We start from the raw sequence: 18,767 nt of genomic DNA on the forward strand, positions 1-18,767 counted from the left end.
CCCGCCCGGATCACCCCCAGTCCCACCCGATCCCCACGATCCCGGGCCGTACGCCCTGCTCCACCAGGTGTACGGTCCGGTGCTGCCCGCCCAGCGTCAGCTCCTGCTGGCCCGAGCGGGGCGCGCCCGCCTTGGTCTGCGTGAAGCGGCGGCAGCGGACCGGCAGCGCCGCCTCGTCGAAGCACACCTGGAGGACGTACTGGCCGCCGGCGAAACGGAAGCCGCGTACGTACTCCGCGCTCTGGCCGCCGCTGCCGTCCTCGAAGCTGTGCCCGAAGACGTGGGTGTCGCCGGCGCGCAGCCGTACGTCGAAGAGCAGCTCGGCGACCACCATCGCGGTGGCCGCGTTCCGGCGCACCCGGCCCAGGCGGCAGTTCTCCCCGGCCGTGACGGTCACCCGTGACGGGTCGCAGCCCGCGTCACCCTGGTGGATGGCGATGTAGCGGTCCACGCCGTCCCGGTGGGCGCGCACCACCTGGAGGGAGCGCCGCCGGCTCAGTTCGCGGCCGGCTCCGATGTGCACCCATTCGTGGTGGCCGACCGTGTGCAGCCCGCCGTCCGCGGGTGCCTCCAGTTCGGCGAGGAGCGCGTGCAGGGCGTCGGACGGGTCGAAGAGCGAGCGGTAGGAGCGGGCGGCGGGGCGCTCCGCCGTCTCGGCCCGCGGCCCGCCTTCGGGGACCAGCAGCCGGTGCAGGGAGCGTGCGGGCAGGTCGAGGACCTCCTCCAGGGCCCGTACGGCACGCAGCGACTCGGGGCGCTGAGGACGCCGCGCCCCCTGCTGCCAGTAACTCAGACTTGTCACACCGACCTTGATGCCGCGCTGCGCCAGCTTGTGCTGGACGCGGTGCAGGGCGAGGCCGCGCGCGGCCAGGGCGGCCCGCAGAGCCAGATGGAACGGACCGGTCCGCAAAATCTGCGTCAGTTCGGCCAAGTGGGGGGAGGCCGGGCTGTTCTCGGGGTGTGTCCGGTGCCCCTGGTGCGGAGCCTGCTCGTGTGCTTCCCGGTGTTCGCGAGGTGTTTCCTGAGACGCTCCATGGGGTGTTCCCCGGGGTGTTCCATGAGGTGTATGTGGTGCCTGCTGTGCCATGTGCTGATTCATCGCCCAACCCTCCGGCGCGCGCGGTGAACGTTCACAACCGGTCTTCACACCGTGCGCTGTCCCTGCCTGTCCGCTGCAGTACGCCGGGCACGAGCCGTTCACACCCGGCACCGGACGTCCACACCCCCATGTCACCCCGCATTGAAGCGTGTTGACCTGCTCCCGACAACACCCGATGCTCCTGACCAGCATCCGGATGCGCTCCTCCATCCCTACCCCCCTCATCGGGAGAGGAACGCCATGACCTGTGCACCACGCACCCGCGGCGCACGCCGCAGATGGCTGTCGGCCGCGGCGCTGTCGGCCGCCGCACTGACCGCCGTACCCGCCGCACCCGCCACCGCCGCGCCCGCCCCCACCGGCACGGCGGTCCGGACGGCAGCCGCCGCGTCCGCCCCACAGGGGGTGACGGCCGCCAACCGGCTCAACATACCCATGCAGGCCCAGGAACAGACCAACTGGTGCTGGGCCGCCTCCGGCAACACCATCGCCACCTTCTACGGCAAGCGGTACAGCCAGAACCAGTTCTGCAACGCCGCTTTCAACCGTTCGCAGGGCAGCAGCTGCCCCAACAACCAGGCCACCCTCGGCAATGTGCAGAACGCCTTCGACTGGATGGGCGTCAACCCGGGCTCGTACGTCACGGGCTACCTGCGCTACGGCACCGTCCAGAGCGAGATCAACGCGGGACGCCCCGTGGAGACCCGCATCCAGTGGTCGTCGGGCGGCGGGCACATGCACGTGATCTACGGTTTCGACACCGCCAGGAACTGGGTGTACTGGGGAGACCCGTGGGGCTCCAACAGCCGCTACAACTGGGGCGACTACAACTACTACGTCAACGGCGACTCCTTCTCCTGGACCCACTCCCTCTACCGGATCGGAGCCTGAGGCCATGACCGAGCACAGAGCTCCGGCCGTATCCGGCACCGCCGCCGGGCGCCGCACCCCGGCCCTCCGCGCCGCCATACGGGCCGCCGCCACCGGCGCGCTCACCGCCGCCTTCCTCGGCCTCGCGCCGCAGGGCGCGCTGGCCGCCACCCCCGCGCCGCCGCCCGCGCCCGCCGCGTCGACCGTCACCGCGGCCCGCACGGCGGCCACCGCGCCGGACACCCTCGCGACGCTCTCCCGCTTCTTCGCCCGCGACGGCGCGGTCGCCCTCGCGAAGGCGCAGCCGCGGATCGAGGGGCGGACCGTGCCCGTGTACGTCCTCTCGGCCGACTTCGTGCGCGGCAAGGCCGGGGCGCCCGTCTCCCGGCTGGAGTTCCTGGCCAGCACGGCGGTCTCCGCCGACGGGCAGAAGGCGTCCGTGTGGACCGCCCGGTCCGGCGGCGCCTGGAAGGTCGTCAACATCGCGACCGGCGACGACGAGGCCCGCTACAGCGCGGCCGGCGACGGCGGCACGGTCTTCCAGGAACCGCAGATCAACGCCTGGTACGAGCAGCGCGGCGACCGCGTCCGGCCACTGGACGCCGAGGCGCGCAAGGCGATCGGCGCGGGCGGCACCACCGTCGCGGCGTACCAGAAGCGCGTGGCGAAGGCGTACGGCGACAAGCTGCCCGGCTCTGCCTACGACCGGCGCGGCGCCGCCGGCGGGTACGGCCCGCAGACGTCGGGCGCGGGCGACGAGGCCGCCCGGCAGGGCACGCCGGGGCAGCCCGTCGCGGCCGGCGCCACGGCGGGCGACAGCAGCGGCCCGGTGACCGCCGCCTCGGCCGTCGCGGGCACCGCCGCCCTGCTCGCCCTCGGGCTCTCCGGCGCCGCGGCGCTGCGCAGGCGCCACAGCCGCTGAGACCCGCCCGGGGAGCCGGGGCCGTCGCCCCGGCTCCCCGGGCCGGACCCGGCCTCCGAGCCCGACCCGGCTCTCGGCCCCGGCTCCCCGGGACCGCGGCCGAACAGACCACCACCGCCCCCGGCACCCGGCCCCGACGGACCCCACCCGTCCGGGCCGGGTGCCCCGCGCCCGCGCGTACGGCAGCGCCGCTTCCCGCGCCGTACCCCCGGCGTGCATGCCCGGCGCCGCCCACGGTCCGCCCGCTGTCACCGCCCCCAAGTAGGGTGGGCGGCATGGCAGACCCCAGCAGTTACCGACCCAAGCCGGGACAGATCCCCGACTCGCCCGGGGTCTACAGATTCCGTGACGAGTACCGCCGCGTCATCTACGTCGGCAAGGCCAAGAGCCTGCGCCAGCGCCTGTCCAGCTACTTCCAGGACCTGGCCAACCTCCATCCGCGTACCCGCACGATGGTCACCACCGCGGCCTCCGTCGAGTGGACGGTCGTCAGCACCGAGGTCGAGGCGCTCCAGCTCGAATACACCTGGATCAAGGAGTACGACCCGCGGTTCAACGTCAAGTACCGCGACGACAAGAGCTATCCGTACCTGGCCGTCACCCTCAACGAGGAATACCCCAGGGTCCGGGTCATGCGCGGCGCCAAGAAGAAGGGCGTGCGCTACTTCGGCCCGTACGGCCAGGCCTGGGCCATCCGCGAGACCGTCGACCTGATGCTGCGCGTCTTCCCCGTGCGGACCTGCTCCGCCGGGGTCTTCAAGCGCTCCGCCCAGATCGGCCGCCCCTGCCTGCTCGGCTACATCGGCAAGTGCTCGGCCCCCTGCGTCGGCCGGGTCTCCCCCGAGGAGCACCGCGAACTGGCCGAGGAGTTCTGCGACTTCATGGCCGGCCGTACGGGTGCGTACATCCGCCGCCTGGAGAAGTCCATGCAGGAGGCGGCCGAGGAGATGGAGTACGAGCGGGCCGCCCGCCTGCGCGACGACATAGACGCGCTCAAGCGGGCGATGGAGAAGAGCGCCGTGGTGCTCGCCGACGCCACCGACGCCGACCTGATCGCCCTCGCCGAGGACGAGCTGGAGGCGGCCGTGCAGATCTTCCACGTCCGCGGCGGCCGGGTGCGCGGCCAGCGCGGCTGGGTCACCGACAAGGTCGAGAACGTGGACAGCGCCGCCCTCGTCGAGCACGCCCTCCAGCAGCTGTACGGCGAGGAGAGCGGCGACGCCGTACCCAAGGAAGTGCTGGTCCCGGCCCTGCCCGACCCCGTCGAACCGGTCCAGCAGTGGCTCACGGAGCGCCGCGGGTCCAACGTCTCGCTGCGCATCCCGCAGCGCGGCGACAAGAAGGACCTGATGGCCACGGTCCAGCGCAACGCCCAGCAGGCGCTGGCCCTGCACAAGACCAAGCGCGCCTCCGACCTCACCACCCGCTCCCGCGCCCTGGAGGAGATCGCCCAGGCCCTCGGCCTGGACTCGGTGCCGCTGCGCATCGAGTGCTTCGACATCTCTCACCTCCAGGGCGACGACGTGGTGGCCTCGATGGTGGTCTTCGAGGACGGCCTGGCCCGCAAGAGCGAGTACCGCCGCTTCCAGATCAAGACCTTCGAGGGCCAGGACGACGTCCGGGCCATGCACGAGGTCGTCGGCCGCCGCTTCCGGCGCTACCTCCAGGAGAAGCAGCAGACGGGGGAGTGGGACGAGGAGACGCCGGCCGGCGAGGACACGCAGCCGGCCACCGCCGGACCCACGGGCGGGCCCACTGCCGGACCCACTGCCGGACCCACCGCCGGACCCACAGACGGGCCCACTGCCGGACCCACGGGCGGGCCCGCCGCCGCTACGGCCGTCGAGGACGCGCCCGTGGCCACCGGCCCCACCGACGAGGAGGGCCGCCCCAAGCGCTTCGCGTACCCGCCGCAGCTCGTCGTCGTGGACGGCGGCCAGCCGCAGGTCGCCGCCGCCCAGCGGGCCCTGTCCGAGCTGGGCGTCGACGACGTCGCCGTCTGCGGCCTGGCCAAGCGCCTCGAAGAGGTCTGGGTGCCCGACGAGGACGACCCGGTCGTCCTGCCGCGCAGCAGCGAGGGCCTCTATCTCCTCCAGCGCGTCCGTGACGAAGCCCACCGCTTCGCCATCGCCTACCAGCGCAACAAGCGCGGCAAGCGTCTCAAGGCCGGGCCGCTGGACAGCGTCCCCGGCCTCGGCGAGAGTCGCCGGCAGGCCCTGCTGAAGCACTTCGGCTCGGTCAAGCGGCTGCGCGCCGCGCGGATCGAGGACATCTGCGAGGTGCCGGGGATCGGCCGCAAGACGGCCGAGACGATCGCGGCGGCGCTGGCCGGAGCGGCCCCGGCCGCCCCGGCCGTGAACACCGCCACAGGAGAGATCATCGAGGATGACGCGACCCCGTCGGCCGTGTTGTCGTCAGAACGGGGGCAGGAACCATGAGCAGCAGTACCGAGCAGCACAGGCACGACACGCGGGAAGCCCAGGACACCCGGCTTCCCCGCACGACCGAGAGAGACGGTGCACAGGTGAGTACGGGCACGATGCGCGATGCCGACACGGGCGAGAGCGCCGCCATCCCCGAGTTGGTGATCATCTCCGGGATGTCCGGGGCCGGCCGCAGCACGGCCGCCAAGTGCCTGGAGGACCTCGGCTGGTTCGTCGTCGACAACATCCCGCCCGAGCTGATCCCGCCCATGGTCGAACTGGGCGCCCGCTCGCAGGGCAACGTGGCCCGCATCGCCGTCGTCGTCGACGTGCGCGGCCGGCGCTTCTTCGACAACCTCAAGGAGTCCCTGGCCACCCTCGACGCGCAGAGCGTCAAGCGCCGCATCGTCTTCCTGGAGTCCTCCGACGAGGCCCTGGTGCGCCGCTTCGAGTCCGTCCGCCGCCCGCACCCCCTCCAGGGCGACGGGCGCATCGTGGACGGCATCGCCGCCGAGCGCGACCTGCTGCGCGAGCTGCGCGGCGACGCCGACCTGGTCATCGACACCTCCAGCCTGAACGTCCACGAGCTGCGCGCCAAGATGGACGCCCAGTTCGCCGGCGAGGAGGTGCCCGAGCTGCGCGCGACGGTCATGTCCTTCGGCTTCAAGTACGGCCTGCCCGTCGACGCCGACATGGTCATCGACTGCCGCTTCATCCCCAACCCGCACTGGGTCCCGGAGCTGCGCCCCTACACCGGCCTGAACGACGAGGTCTCCGGCTACGTCTTCGGCCAGCCCGGCGCCAAGGAGTTCCTGGACGGCTACGCGGAGCTGCTGCGCATCGTCGCCGAGGGCTACCGCCGCGAGGGCAAGCGGTACGTGACCATCGCCGTCGGCTGTACGGGCGGCAAGCACCGCAGCGTCGCCATGTCCGAGAAGCTCGCCCACCGCCTGGTCTCCGAAGGCGTCGAGACCGTCGTCGTCCACCGGGACATGGGGCGCGAATGACCGCCCGTCCCCTGCGGCTGCGCCGGGTCCGCAAGCTGGTCCCGGGCAGCCGCTCCGGCAGGGGCGCCACGCCCAAGGTCGTGGCGCTCGGCGGCGGCATGGGCCTGTCCGCCTCGCTCGCCGCGCTGCGCCGCATCACCGGCGACCTGACCGCCGTGGTCACGGTCGCCGACGACGGCGGCTCCAGCGGCCGGCTGCGCGACGAGCTGGGCGTCCTGCCGCCCGGCGACCTGCGCAAGGCGCTCGCCGCGCTGTGCGGGGACGACGACTGGGGCCAGACCTGGTCCCGGGTGATCCAGCACCGCTTCACCAGCGAGGGCGAGCTGCACGACCACGCCGTCGGCAACCTCCTCATCGTCGCCCTGTGGGAACAGCTCGGCGACCACGTCCAGGCTCTGGACCTGGTCGGCAAGCTGCTCGGCGCGCACGGCCGGGTGCTGCCCATGTCCGCCGTACCGCTGGAGCTCCAGGCCCTGGTCAAGGGCCACGACGAGACCCGCCCGGACGAGATCTCCACGGTCCGCGGCCAGGCCACGGTCGCGCTCACCCCCGGCGAGGTGCAGTCCGTGCACCTCGTCCCGGAGGACCCGCCCGCGGTGCCCGAGGTCGTCGCCGCGGTCCGCGACGCGGACTGGGTGGTGCTCGGCCCCGGCTCCTGGTTCTCCTCCGTCATCCCGCACCTGCTCGTGCCCGAGCTGCGCGAGGCGCTGGAGGAGACCAAGGCCCGTAAGGTCCTCTCGCTGAACCTGGCACCCCAGCCCGGCGAAACCGATGGCTTTTCCCCGCAGCGTCATTTGGAGGTTTTGGCCCGACACGCCCCTAAACTCGCCTTCGACGTGGTGCTGGCCGACCGGGCCGCCGTGCCCGACACCGAGAGCCTGACCGCCGCTGCCAAACAGCTCGTGGGCAGCGAGGTCGAGCTGGCGGAGGTCGCCGCGCCCGGCAGCCCCTGCGGCACGGCGGAGACCCACAAGGGTGCCGCCCGGCACGACCCGGAGCTGCTGGCCGCCGCGTACGACCGTATTTTTCGGATGCATGGAAGGATCGGCCCATGGCGATGACGGCAGCGGTGAAGGACGAAATCTCCCGGCTCCCCGTCACCCGGACCTGCTGCCGGAAGTCGGAGGTCTCGTCGATCCTGCGGTTCGCGGGTGGTCTGCACCTGGTCAGCGGGCGGATCGTGATCGAGGCGGAGCTGGACACGGGCATCGCCGCCCGGCGGCTGCGCAAGGACATTCTGGAGATCTTCGGCCACTCCTCCGACCTGGTGGTGATGGCCCCCGGCGGACTGCGGCGCGGCAGCCGCTACGTCGTACGGGTCGTCGCCGGCGGCGACCAGCTCGCCCGCCAGACCGGCCTGGTCGACGGCCGCGGCCGGCCCATCCGCGGCCTGCCGCCGCAGGTCGTCTCCGGCGCCACCTGCGACGCCGAGGCCGCCTGGCGCGGCGCGTTCCTCGCGCACGGCTCGCTCACCGAGCCCGGCCGCTCCTCCTCCCTGGAGGTCACCTGCCCCGGCCCCGAGGCCGCCCTCGCCCTGGTCGGCGCCGCCCGCCGGCTCGGCATCGGCGCCAAGGCCCGCGAGGTGCGCGGCGTGGACCGCGTCGTCGTCCGTGACGGTGATGCGATTGGCGCGCTGTTGACGCGCCTCGGTGCGCACGAGTCCGTACTCGCCTGGGAGGAGCGGCGGATGCGCCGCGAGGTCCGCGCCACGGCCAACCGCCTCGCCAACTTCGACGACGCGAACTTGCGCCGTTCGGCGCGAGCCGCTGTCGCGGCGGGAGCCCGGGTCCAGCGCGCCCTGGAGATCCTCGGCGAGGAGGTCCCCGAACACCTCGCCGCAGCCGGCCGCCTGCGCATGGACCACAAGCAGGCGTCCCTCGAAGAACTGGGCGCCCTCGCCGACCCGCCCCTGACGAAGGACGCGGTCGCCGGCCGCATCCGCCGCCTCCTGGCCATGGCCGACAAGCGCGCCCAGGACCTGGGCATCCCCGGCACGGAGTCCAACCTGTCGGAGGAGATGGCGGACGGCATGGTCGGCTGAGATGGCGCGTTCCGCGCCGGAAGTCGGGTTGGGGTTTCGCCGCCCGGTGGCGCGCTGGACACCGTGGCCGACTCATCGCCCGTACCGGGCGGCGCTCTCCTCGGTCCGGGTACGGATCCGGCCCTCCAGACTCCGCCCTACGGCCCGCCCCCTCCCGCTGTACGGCGAGTGACGGCCGGTGGGGGCAGGCGTCCCCCATCCACGTACGTGTCAGCCTGACACGTTCGGGAGGGTGCGGGACCGGAGGACGAAGTCTGGAGGACCCGGGCCCGTGCCACCGTCGGCCTGCCCGCGGTGCGGCGGAGTTTCGGTGCCCGGCGGCGGGCTGGCTCGGTGGCCGACTGGCTGTTTGTACGGGCGGCGCTCTCTTGGTCCGGTGGCGGGTCCGGCCCTCCAGACTCCGTCCTACGGCCCGGCCCCTCCCGCTGTACGGCGAGTGACGGCCGGTGGGGGCAGGCGTCCCCCATCCACGTACGTGTCAGCCTGACACGTTCGGGAGGGTGCGGGGCTGGAGGACGGAGTCTGGAGGGCCCGGGCCCGTGCCACGGTCGGCCTGCCCGCGGTGCGGCGGAGTTTCGGTGTCCGGCGGCGGGCTGGCTCGGTGGCCGACTGGCTGCCTATGCCGGGTGGCGTCCCCGGTACCCGGACACGGGGCCGGGCCTCCAGACTCCGTCCTACGGCCCTCCCCCTCCCGCCGTACGGCGACGTCCTGCCGGTGGGGGCAGGCGTTCGCCGGTCTCCGGGAGGGCGCGGCGGAGAGCTGCGAACCGCCGGTGCCGCGCAGTCCACAAGAACTGGCCGTAGGCCAAAACCTCAGGGCGGTGTCTTCGGGAGCTTCTCGGCCACACCTCCCACCATTCACCACGCCCTGTATTGACTTGATCATGCAGCGTCACCAGTCTGTCGAACGCCTATTCACGAGAAGGACGACGGCAAGGGGGGCTCATGAGACGCAGGGCGAGATCCTTACTCGCGGCAGCGGCGTTGCTGCTGGGAGGGGTGGTGGCGGTGCCCGCCGCGCAGGCGCAGGCGCGGGCGGACGACGCGGCGGGCCGGGACGCTGTCGGGGTCTGGACGGCCGCGGTCACCAAGGCGCAGGTGCCGCTGCTGCTCAAGGCGGGGGTGGACGGCCACGAGCTGAGCGCGCAGGTGCCGGGCAGCGGCAAGGCGGAGGTCGAGGTGTACCTCTCCGCCGAACAGGCCGCCGGGCTGCGCCGGCAAGGGGTGGAGCTGACGCGCAAAATCGTTCCAGCGGAGACGCAGCGCAAGCTCAAGGCCCAGGGTGACGGGGTCTTCCGTCCGTACCTGGGTGCCAACGGGCTGATGAAGGAGATGATCGACACCGCGCGGCACCACCGGAACCTCGCCAAGGTCGTCAGCATCGGCAAGACCGTCAAGGGCCGCGACATCCTGGCCCTGAAGCTCACCAAGAACGCCGAGAAGACCGCGGACGGCGCCAAGCCCGCGGTGCTGTACGCGTCCAACCAGCACGCCCGGGAGTGGATCACTCCCGAGATGACCCGGCGGCTGATGCAGTACTACCTGGCCGGGTACGGCAAGGACCCGCGGCTGACCAAGATCCTCGACACCACCGAGCTGTGGTTCCTGCTCTCCGCCAACCCGGACGGTTACGACTACACCTTCGAGAGCCCGCAGAACCGCCTGTGGCGCAAGAACCTGCGCGACAACAACGGCGACGGCAAGATCACCCCCGGCGACGGCGTCGACCTCAACCGCAACTTCTCCTACAAATGGGGCTACGACAACGAGGGTTCGTCCCCGAACCCGGCGAGCGAGACCTACCGCGGCCCGGCCGCCGCCTCCGAGCCCGAGACCAAGGCGCTGGACGCCTTCGAGAAGCGCATCGGTTTCCGGTACGCCATCAACTACCACTCCGCCGCCGAGTTGATCCTGTACGGAGTCGGCTGGCAGGTGGCCACCCCCACCCCCGACGACGTCCTCTACCGGGCGCTGGCCGGAACGCCCGAGAAGCCGGCGATTCCCGGCTACCGCCCGCAGGTCTCCTCCGAGTTGTACATCACCAACGGTGAGGCCGACGGCCACGCGTCCAACGTCAACGGCATCCCCATGTTCACCCCGGAGATGTCGACCTGTCAGACGGTCTCCGACGCCGACCCGAACGACGAGTGGAACGCCGCCGACTGCCAGTCCGTCTTCAACTTCCCCGACTCCGAGAAGCTGATCCAGGCGGAGTTCGCGAAGAACATTCCCTTCGCGCTCTCCGTCGCCGAGAGCGCCCGGCGCCCTGACCAGCCCGTCTCGTCCGTGGGAATGACGGCACCGGACTTCACCCCGCACGCCTTCAGCACCTCCTACGCCCGCGGCGAGGACCAGGAAGTCGCCGTCACCGCGCGCAAGTCCGTACGCGACAAGGAACTCAACTACCGCGTCAACGGCGGCCGCCGGCACACGGAGGAACTGGAGGCGTGGAAGGGGGGTGAGACCTACGGGGGCGAGGACAATCTGCACTTCGACCAGTACCGGGCGTCCGTCGAAGGGGCCGATCCCGGGGACACGGTGCAGGTGTGGTTCTCCGGCCGTACCCGCGACGGCAAGGCCACCAAGAGTCAACCTTTCACCTACACCGTCGCCGAGCGCCCGCGCGCCGACACCCTCGTCCTCGCCGAGGAGGGCGGCACCACCCCCGCGCAGCACACCGCCGCGTACACCAAGGCCCTCGCCGCCAACGGCCACCGCGCGGCGGTCTGGGACGTCGCCCGGCAGGGCGCCCCGGACGCGCTCGGTGTCCTGAGCCACTTCGACAACGTCGTCTGGTACACCGGAGCGGGCCGTCCGGGCGGCGCCACCCTGCTGGCCGTACGCGACTACCTCAACGAGGGCGGCAAGCTGATCACCGCGGGGGAGCAGGCGGGTGGCAGTGCCGTGGTCGGCCGGGCCGTCACCGACGACTTCAGCCAGTACTACCTGGGCGCCGGCAGCCGCGTCCCCGTCAAGAACCCGCCCGCCTTCAAGGGGGCCGGGAAGCTGGCCGGTACGGAGGTGAAGCTCGGCGACGCGCCGGGCAACCCGCTGGATTCCGCGGGCGCCCACTCGGTGATCTCCGACGAGCTGCCGCCGGCCACGTTCCCCCAGTTCGCCAGTGCCGCGGCCGGCGACTACCCGGGAGTACGGACACCGTTCCAGCCGTACGAGGGCGACTGGTTCGCCGCCGCACAGCACCGTGACAACGCCTGGATGCGGCTGTCCCGGACCGTGGACCTGACCGGTGTGACCGCGGCCGACCGGCCGACCCTTCAGTTCATGCTCAGCCACGACACCGAGGACGGGTACGACAACGCCGTCGTCGAGGCGCACACCGTGGGCAAGGATGACTGGACGACGCTGCCCGACGCGAACGGCGGCACCCGCACCGACGTGCCCGCGGAGTGCGGGGCCGGCTTCTACCTGGCCGCGCACCCCTTCCTCCAGCACTACCTGACCCGTACCGGCACCGAGTGCCGCAACACCGGCAGCACCGGTGCGTGGAACCGCTTCACCGGCGCCTCGGACGGCTGGCGGCCGGTCGCCGTCGACCTGTCCGCCTACGCCGGGCAGCGCGTCGAGCTGGCGATCTCGTACATCACCGACCCCAGCACCGGCGGCCGCGGCGTCTTCGTGGACAACACCAGGCTCACCACCGGCACCGGCGGCGAGCCGCTGGAGGGCTTCGAGACCTCGCTCGGGCCCTGGACCGTCCCCGGCCCGCCCGCGGGCAGCCCGCCCGCCACGGGCGACTGGGTCCGGTCCAAGGAGCTGTTCCGGGCCGCCGGGGCGGTGACCACCCGGAACACCGTTCTGCTGGGCTTCGGCCTGGAGCACGTACAGACCGCCACGGAACGGGCGGAACTGACCGGCGCGGCCCTCAAGGCCCTCGACGGCTGACCGTGCCCGTCCTCTCTCGGCGAACAGGGCGGCCCGTGGCCCCAGAGTGGGCCCGGACCGCCCCTGTCAATGTCACGTACGTCTCGTATTGGGGGTAGGGTCGGAGGCGGTCGGGGACATCCCATACAGCTCGCCGGTACTGCACCGGCGCACCAACGAGGAGATCGGTTCGTGACGATCCGCGTAGGCATCAACGGATTCGGCCGCATTGGTCGCAACTACTTCCGCGCGCTCCTGGAGCAGGGTGCGGACATCGAGATCGTCGGTGTCAACGACCTGACCGACAACGCCACCCTGGTTCACCTGCTGAAGTACGACACCATCCTGGGTCGCCTGAAGCACGACGTCAGCCACACCGACGACACCATCACGGTCGGCAAGCAGACCTTCAAGACGATGGCCGAGCGCGACCCCGCCAACCTGCCCTGGGGCGAGCTGGGCGCCGACATCGTCATCGAGTCGACCGGCATCTTCACCAAGAAGGCCGACGCCGAGAAGCACATCCAGGCCGGTGCCAAGAAGGTCCTGATCTCCGCGCCCGCCAAGGACGAGGACATCACGATCGTGATGGGCGTCAACCAGGACAAGTACGACGCGGCCAACCACCACGTCATCTCCAACGCCTCCTGCACCACCAACTGCGTGGCGCCGATGGCCAAGGTTCTCGACGAGAACTTCGGCATCGTCAAGGGCCTGATGACCACGGTCCACGCGTACACCAACGACCAGCGCATCCTGGACTTCCCGCACAAGGACCTGCGCCGCGCCCGCGCCGCCGCGGAGAACATCATCCCGACCACGACCGGTGCCGCCAAGGCCACCGCGCTGGTCCTCCCGCAGCTGGAGGGCAAGCTGGACGGCATCGCCATGCGCGTCCCGGTCCCCACCGGCTCCGTGACCGACCTGGTCATCGAGCTGGAGCGCGAGGTCACCAAGGACGAGATCAACGCGGCCTTCCAGAAGGCGTCCGAGGGCCAGCTCAAGGGCATCCTGGAGTACACCGAGGACCCGATCGTCTCCTCGGACATCGTCAACTGGCCGGCCTCCTGCACCTTCGACTCCTCCCTGACGATGGCGCAGGGCAAGAGCGTCAAGGTCATCGGCTGGTACGACAACGAGTGGGGCTACTCCAACCGCCTGGTGGACCTGACCACCTTCGTCGGCGGCCAGCTCTGACACCTGCCTGATCAAGGCCAGGGCACGTAGATGTGCGGAAGGGGCTCGTAGGGCGCACCGAAGCGCCGTACGGGCCCCCTCCCATGACCGACCTACGCAACGGAGTCACTTCGCATGAAGACGATCGACGATCTCGCCCAGGACGGGCTGTCCGGCAAGCGGGTCTTCGTCCGCGCGGACCTCAATGTGCCGCTGGACGGCACCACCATCACCGACGACGGCCGCATCCGCGCCGTGCAGCCGACGATCGCCAAGCTCGCGCAGCTCGGCGCCAAGGTGATCGTCGCCTCCCACCTGGGCCGCCCCAAGGGCGCCCCGGACCCGGCCTTCTCGCTGCGCCCCGCCGCCGAGCGGCTGGGTGAGCTGATCGGCCGCGAGGTCGCCTTCGCCACCGACACGGTCGGCGAGTCCGCCCGCGCCGTCGTCGCGGGCCTCGGGGAGGGCGAGGTCGCCGTCCTGGAGAACCTGCGCTTCAACCCGGGCGAGACCAGCAAGGACGACGCCGAGCGCGGCGCCTTCGCGGACCAGCTCGCGGCCCTCGCGGACGTGTACGTCGGCGACGGCTTCGGCGCCGTGCACCGCAAGCACGCCTCCGTCTACGACCTGCCGGCCCGCCTGCCGCACGCCGCGGGCGACCTGATCGCCGCCGAGGTCACCGTCCTGAAGAAGCTCACCGAGGACGTCAAGCGCCCGTACGTGGTCGTGCTCGGCGGCGCCAAGGTCTCCGACAAGCTCGCCGTCATCGACGAGCTGCTCGGCAAGGCCGACCGGCTGCTGATCGGCGGCGGCATGGCGTACACCTTCCTCAAGGCCAAGGGCTACGAGGTCGGCATCTCCCTCCTCCAGGAGGACCAGATCCCGAAGGTGACCGAGTACATGGAGCGGGCGGCGGCGAACGGCGTCGAGCTGGTACTGCCCGTCGACATCCTGGCCTCGGCCGACTTCCCCGACCTGAAGACGAAGGCCCCGGCGGACTACGTCACGGTCGACGCCGACCAGATCCCCTCCGACAAGGAGGGCCTGGACATCGGCCCGAAGACCCGGGAGCTGTTCGCCTCGAAGATCGCCGACGCCGAGACCGTCTTCTGGAACGGACCCGTAGGCGTCGCCGAGCACCCCGACTACGCCGGTGGCACCACCGCCATCGCGCGGGCCCTGCTGAACTGCGACGGCTTCACCGTCGTCGGCGGCGGCGACTCGGCCGCCGCGGTGCGCTCGCTCGGCTTCGACGAGAATGCTTTCGGCCACATCTCGACCGGCGGCGGCGCCAGCCTCGAATACCTCGAAGGCAAGACGCTCCCCGGCCTTGCCGCTCTGGAGGACTGAAGAACCGTGACTGACCGTACCCCGCTGATGGCGGGCAACTGGAAGATGAACCTCAACCACCTTGAGGCCATCGCGCACGTCCAGAAGCTCGCCTTCGCACTCGCCGACAAGGACTACGAGGCCACCGAGGTCGCGGTCCTGCCGCCCTTCACCGACCTGCGTTCGGTGCAGACGCTGGTCGACGGCGACAAGCTGAAGATCAAGTACGGCGCCCAGGACCTCTCGGCGCAGGACTCCGGCGCGTACACCGGTGAGATCTCCGGCGGCATGCTGGCCAAGCTCAAGTGCAGCTACGTGGCCGTCGGGCACAGCGAGCGCCGCCAGTACCACGGCGAGAACGAAGAGATCTGCAACGCCAAGGTCAAGGCCGCCTTCAAGCACGGCATCACCCCGATCCTGTGCGTCGGCGAGGGCCTGGACGTCCGCAAGGCCGGCAACCAGGTCGAGCACACCCTCGCCCAGGTCGACGGCGGCCTGAAGGACGTCCCGGCCGAGCAGGCCGAGACCATCGTCATCGCCTACGAGCCCGTGTGGGCCATCGGCACCGGCGAGGTCGCCACGCCCGAGGACGCGCAGGAGGTCTGCGGCGCGATCCGCCGTCGCCTCGCCGAGCTGTACAGCCAGGAGCTGGCCGACAAGGTCCGCATCCAGTACGGCGGCTCGGTCAAGTCCGGCAACGTCGCCGCGATCATGGCGCAGCCCGACGTGGACGGCGCCCTGATCGGCGGCGCGGCGCTGGACGTGGACGAGTTCGTCAAGATCGTCCGGTTCCGCGACCAGTAGCAGCTATGACGACGGGCCAGGCCCGTCGTACCCTGTCGGGGCCGGGTCCGGTGCCATGCGCGCCGCCCGGCCCCGTACCATTCGATCTTCTTCGGTACGTCCCGTCCGTCAGTCCTAGAGAGTTGGTCCAGCCGTGGTCATCGGGTTCTCGGTAGCCCTCATCGTCTTCAGCCTGCTGCTGATGATGCTGGTGCTCATGCACAAGGGGAAGGGCGGCGGCCTGTCCGACATGTTCGGCGGCGGCATGCAGTCCTCGGTCGGCGGTTCCTCCGTCGCCGAGCGCAACCTGGACCGCATCACCATCGTGATCGCCCTGCTCTGGTTCGCCTGCATCGTCGTGCTCGGCGTCCTGATGAAGCTGGACAGCTGACGAACTGTCGAGGACGCGGCCTATCATGAAGGCGGCGTCCTCGGTGGGGGTGTAACTCCTGTCACTGGACGCGCGTTGGGCCTTACGTAGACTGGGGCGCTCGCAGCGCGACTGCTGTTCGATGCTTCGCAGCACCATTACGCAGGGAGTTACAACCGTGGCAAGTGGCAACGCGATCCGAGGAAGTCGGGTCGGGGCGGGGCCGATGGGGGAGGCCGAGCGAGGCGAGTCCGCGCCGCGCATCCGCATCTCCTTCTGGTGCTCGAACGGGCACGAGACTCAGCCCAGCTTCGCCGGCGACGCGCAGATTCCTGACACCTGGGACTGCCCGCGCTGCGGCTTCCCGGCAGGCAAGGACCGGGACAACCCGCCGGACCCGCCGCGCACCGAACCGTACAAGACGCACCTCGCGTACGTCCGGGAGCGCCGCAGCGACGCCGACGGTGAGGCGATCCTCGCCGAGGCCCTCGCCAAGCTCCGCGGAGAGATCTGACGGACCAGCACACACCACGACCGGCCCGGCCGGAGGGACGCTCCCTTCCGGCCGGGCCGTCCGCGTATCCGGCCTGCGGCCGGGTACCGGCGGGGGGACCGGTCGGGTACCGGCGCGGGGTGCCGAAACGGTTCGCCGGGGCGGCCGACAGCGGGGGGACACCTCATCCCGCTCCCTGATCAATTAGGTTGGGAGACGGCGGGGCCGGTACGAGAAGAAGAAGGCTGATGTCCGAGATGAACGCAGAAGGCCGCACCAGGCTCGACCAGACGCCTGAGTGGACCGCGCTGAACAAGCACCGGGAGCAGCTCGGGGAGGTGCGACTGCGCGAGCTGTTCGACCAGGACCCGGAGCGCGCCGGACGCTACACCCTCAAGGTCGGCGACCTGCACCTGGACTACTCCAAGCACCTGGTCACCGACGAGACGCTGCGCCTGCTGCGCGAGCTGGCCGAGGCCCGGGGCGTCGCCGGGCTGCGGGACGCGATGTTCCGCGGCGAGAAGATCAACGTCACCGAGAACCGGGCCGTGCTGCACACCGCGCTGCGCGCCCCCGAGTCCGCCTCGGTCGAGGTCGACGGCGAGAACGTCGTACCGGCCGTGCACTCCGTCCTGCGCAAGATGCAGATCTTCGCCGACCGGGTGCGCTCGGGCGAGTGGAAGGGCCACACCGGCAAGCGCATCAAGACGGTCGTCAACATCGGCATCGGCGGCTCCGACCTGGGCCCGGCGATGGCGTACGAGGCGCTGCGCGCCTACACCCACCGCGAGATGCAGTTCCGTTTCGTCTCCAACGTGGACGGCGCGGACCTGCACGAGGCCGTCCGCGACCTCGACCCCGCGGAGACGCTCTTCATCGTCGCCTCGAAGACCTTCACCACCATCGAGACGATCACCAACGCCACCTCCGCCCGCAACTGGCTGCTGACCGGCCTGCGGGCCGGCGAGGACGCGGTGGCCAAGCACTTCGTCGCGCTGTCGACCAACGCGGAGAAGGTCGCCGACTTCGGCATCGACACCGACAACATGTTCGAGTTCTGGGACTGGGTCGGCGGCCGCTACTCCTACGACTCCGCCATCGGCCTCTCGCTCATGATCGCGATCGGGCCGGAGCGGTTCCGCGAGATGCTGGCCGGTTTCCACCTCGTCGACGAGCACTTCCGGTGCGCCCCCGCCGAGGAGAACGTCCCGCTCCTGCTCGGTCTGCTCGGCGTCTGGTACGGCAACTTCTGGGACGCCCAGTCGCACGCGGTGCTGCCGTACAGCCACTACCTCTCCAAGTTCACCGCGTACCTCCAGCAGCTCGACATGGAGTCCAACGGCAAGTCCGTGGACCGCGAGGGCAACCCGGTGCGCTGGCAGACCGGCCCGGTCGTGTGGGGCACCCCCGGCACCAACGGTCAGCACGCCTACTACCAGCTCCTCCACCAGGGCACGAAGCTCATCCCCGCCGACCTCATCGGCTTCGCCAAGCCCGTCGAGGACCTCAACTCCGGCCTGGTGGCCCAGCACGACCTGCTGATGGCCAACCTCTTCGCCCAGGGCCAGGCGCTGGCCTTCGGCAAGACCCCGGACGAGGTACGGGCCGAGGGCGTACCCGAGGAACTGGTCCCGCACAAGACCTTCCAGGGCAACCGCCCCACCACCACGATCCTCGCCGAGGAACTGTCCCCGTCCGTCCTCGGCCAGCTCATCGCCCTGTACGAACACAAGGTCTTCGTCCAGGGCGCCATCTGGAACATCGACTCCTTCGACCAGTGGGGTGTCGAACTCGGCAAGGTCCTCGCGAAGCGGGTCGAGCCCGCGCTGACCGAGGGCGCGGAGGTCGAGGGCCTGGACGCCTCGACGAAGTCCCTGGTGGCCACGTACCGCGCCATGCGGGGCCGCTGATGGCGGCGGACGAGGACGTCCTGGCGAGCTTCCTGGACCTCCTCACCCCGGAGAACCGCGCATGGCTCCAGAGCCTCCCGGAGGCCGAGCAGCGCGACGTGGCGGTCCGTCACCTCGAAGCCGTACAGGGTGACAAGGAGCACGGACTGGGCCGGTACGACACGCAGGACACCGACGTGTCGGGGGTCGCGGTGGGTGACCTCCAGGACCCCGGCCACCTCGCCAACGCGATGGTCCGCCAGGAGCAGGAGCGACGGTCGTGAAGGGCTGAGGAGCTGGCCCGCGCTGGCCCGCTTGCGGGCCGGTTTTCCGGTCTGTGGTGGTGCGGGTCCGGGCCCTACAGACTTCGTCCTACGGTCCCGGACCCTTCCGTACGTGTACGGCTGACACGTACGGGGTGGGGGGACGTCTGCCCCCGCCGGTCGTTCGTCGTCGTACGGCGGGAGGGGGCGGACCGTAGGACGG

15 protein-coding genes are annotated in these 18,767 nt (G+C 71.1%); 14 read left to right on the forward strand and 1 reads right to left on the reverse strand.

Annotation, left to right across the window (positions count from 1 at the left end):
- Window positions 1-10: 10 nt before the first annotated feature.
- The gene (locus OEIGOIKO_RS31940; RefSeq protein ID WP_125056953.1) at window positions 11-931 is read right to left on the reverse strand and encodes a hypothetical protein; all 921 of its coding nucleotides are present in this window, start codon (window positions 929-931) and stop codon (window positions 11-13) included.
- Window positions 932-1,339: 408 nt separating this feature from the next.
- Between OEIGOIKO_RS31940 and OEIGOIKO_RS31945 the strand changes: the two genes are divergently transcribed.
- The 14 genes from OEIGOIKO_RS31945 (at window position 1,340) to OEIGOIKO_RS32010 (ending at window position 18,565) form a co-directional block, all read left to right on the forward strand.
- Complete coding sequence (locus tag OEIGOIKO_RS31945; RefSeq protein ID WP_125056954.1) at window positions 1,340-1,990, forward strand: papain-like cysteine protease family protein; 651 nt, start codon at window positions 1,340-1,342, stop codon at window positions 1,988-1,990.
- Window positions 1,991-1,994: 4 nt separating this feature from the next.
- Window positions 1,995-2,891, forward strand: a complete 897-nt coding sequence (locus tag OEIGOIKO_RS31950; protein ID WP_246177666.1) for a hypothetical protein — start codon at window positions 1,995-1,997, stop codon at window positions 2,889-2,891.
- A gap of 275 nt (window positions 2,892-3,166) precedes the next feature.
- A complete protein-coding gene (uvrC, locus tag OEIGOIKO_RS31955; protein WP_125056955.1) occupies window positions 3,167-5,329 on the forward strand; it encodes an excinuclease ABC subunit UvrC in 2,163 nt (720 codons plus the stop codon).
- 86 nt (window positions 5,330-5,415) lie between these two features.
- Window positions 5,416-6,321 (forward strand): RNase adapter RapZ, encoded by a 906-nt coding sequence (gene rapZ, locus OEIGOIKO_RS31960; protein ID WP_030023515.1) that lies wholly within the window; start codon window positions 5,416-5,418, stop codon window positions 6,319-6,321.
- Window positions 6,318-7,382 carry a gluconeogenesis factor YvcK family protein gene (locus OEIGOIKO_RS31965; RefSeq protein ID WP_031007127.1) on the forward strand — a complete coding sequence of 355 codons (1,065 nt, stop codon included), beginning with the start codon at window positions 6,318-6,320 and terminating at the stop codon, window positions 7,380-7,382. The genes rapZ and OEIGOIKO_RS31965 overlap by 4 nt, the downstream gene beginning before the upstream one ends.
- Window positions 7,373-8,362, forward strand: coding sequence for a DNA-binding protein WhiA (gene whiA / locus OEIGOIKO_RS31970; RefSeq protein WP_003987139.1), 990 nt, complete (start codon window positions 7,373-7,375; stop codon window positions 8,360-8,362). Before OEIGOIKO_RS31965 ends, whiA begins: the two co-directional genes overlap by 10 nt.
- Window positions 8,363-9,307: 945 nt before the next feature.
- The gene (locus OEIGOIKO_RS31975) at window positions 9,308-12,265 is read left to right on the forward strand and encodes a M14 family metallopeptidase (protein ID WP_125056956.1); all 2,958 of its coding nucleotides are present in this window, start codon (window positions 9,308-9,310) and stop codon (window positions 12,263-12,265) included.
- Between the two features lie 171 nt (window positions 12,266-12,436).
- The gene (gene gap, locus OEIGOIKO_RS31980) at window positions 12,437-13,441 is read left to right on the forward strand and encodes a type I glyceraldehyde-3-phosphate dehydrogenase (protein ID WP_125056957.1); all 1,005 of its coding nucleotides are present in this window, start codon (window positions 12,437-12,439) and stop codon (window positions 13,439-13,441) included.
- 114 nt (window positions 13,442-13,555) lie between these two features.
- The gene (locus tag OEIGOIKO_RS31985) at window positions 13,556-14,767 is read left to right on the forward strand and encodes a phosphoglycerate kinase (protein ID WP_125056958.1); all 1,212 of its coding nucleotides are present in this window, start codon (window positions 13,556-13,558) and stop codon (window positions 14,765-14,767) included.
- A gap of 6 nt (window positions 14,768-14,773) precedes the next feature.
- Window positions 14,774-15,550 (forward strand): triose-phosphate isomerase, encoded by a 777-nt coding sequence (gene tpiA / locus OEIGOIKO_RS31990; RefSeq protein ID WP_030017965.1) that lies wholly within the window; start codon window positions 14,774-14,776, stop codon window positions 15,548-15,550.
- Between the two features lie 133 nt (window positions 15,551-15,683).
- Complete coding sequence (secG, locus tag OEIGOIKO_RS31995) at window positions 15,684-15,920, forward strand: preprotein translocase subunit SecG (protein WP_003986537.1); 237 nt, start codon at window positions 15,684-15,686, stop codon at window positions 15,918-15,920.
- Window positions 15,921-16,077: 157 nt separating this feature from the next.
- A complete protein-coding gene (locus tag OEIGOIKO_RS32000; RefSeq protein WP_003986538.1) occupies window positions 16,078-16,413 on the forward strand; it encodes an RNA polymerase-binding protein RbpA in 336 nt (111 codons plus the stop codon).
- Window positions 16,414-16,649: 236 nt separating this feature from the next.
- On the forward strand, window positions 16,650-18,302 hold the full coding sequence (gene pgi, locus OEIGOIKO_RS32005) for a glucose-6-phosphate isomerase (protein ID WP_125059227.1): 1,653 nt from the start codon (window positions 16,650-16,652) through the stop codon (window positions 18,300-18,302).
- The gene (locus OEIGOIKO_RS32010; RefSeq protein WP_125056959.1) at window positions 18,302-18,565 is read left to right on the forward strand and encodes a hypothetical protein; all 264 of its coding nucleotides are present in this window, start codon (window positions 18,302-18,304) and stop codon (window positions 18,563-18,565) included. Before pgi ends, OEIGOIKO_RS32010 begins: the two co-directional genes overlap by 1 nt.
- The last annotated feature ends 202 nt before the right edge of the window (window positions 18,566-18,767 follow it).

Origin of the sequence: Streptomyces paromomycinus, from assembly GCF_003865155.1 — a bacterium.
GTDB classification, from domain to species: domain Bacteria; phylum Actinomycetota; class Actinomycetes; order Streptomycetales; family Streptomycetaceae; genus Streptomyces; species Streptomyces chrestomyceticus.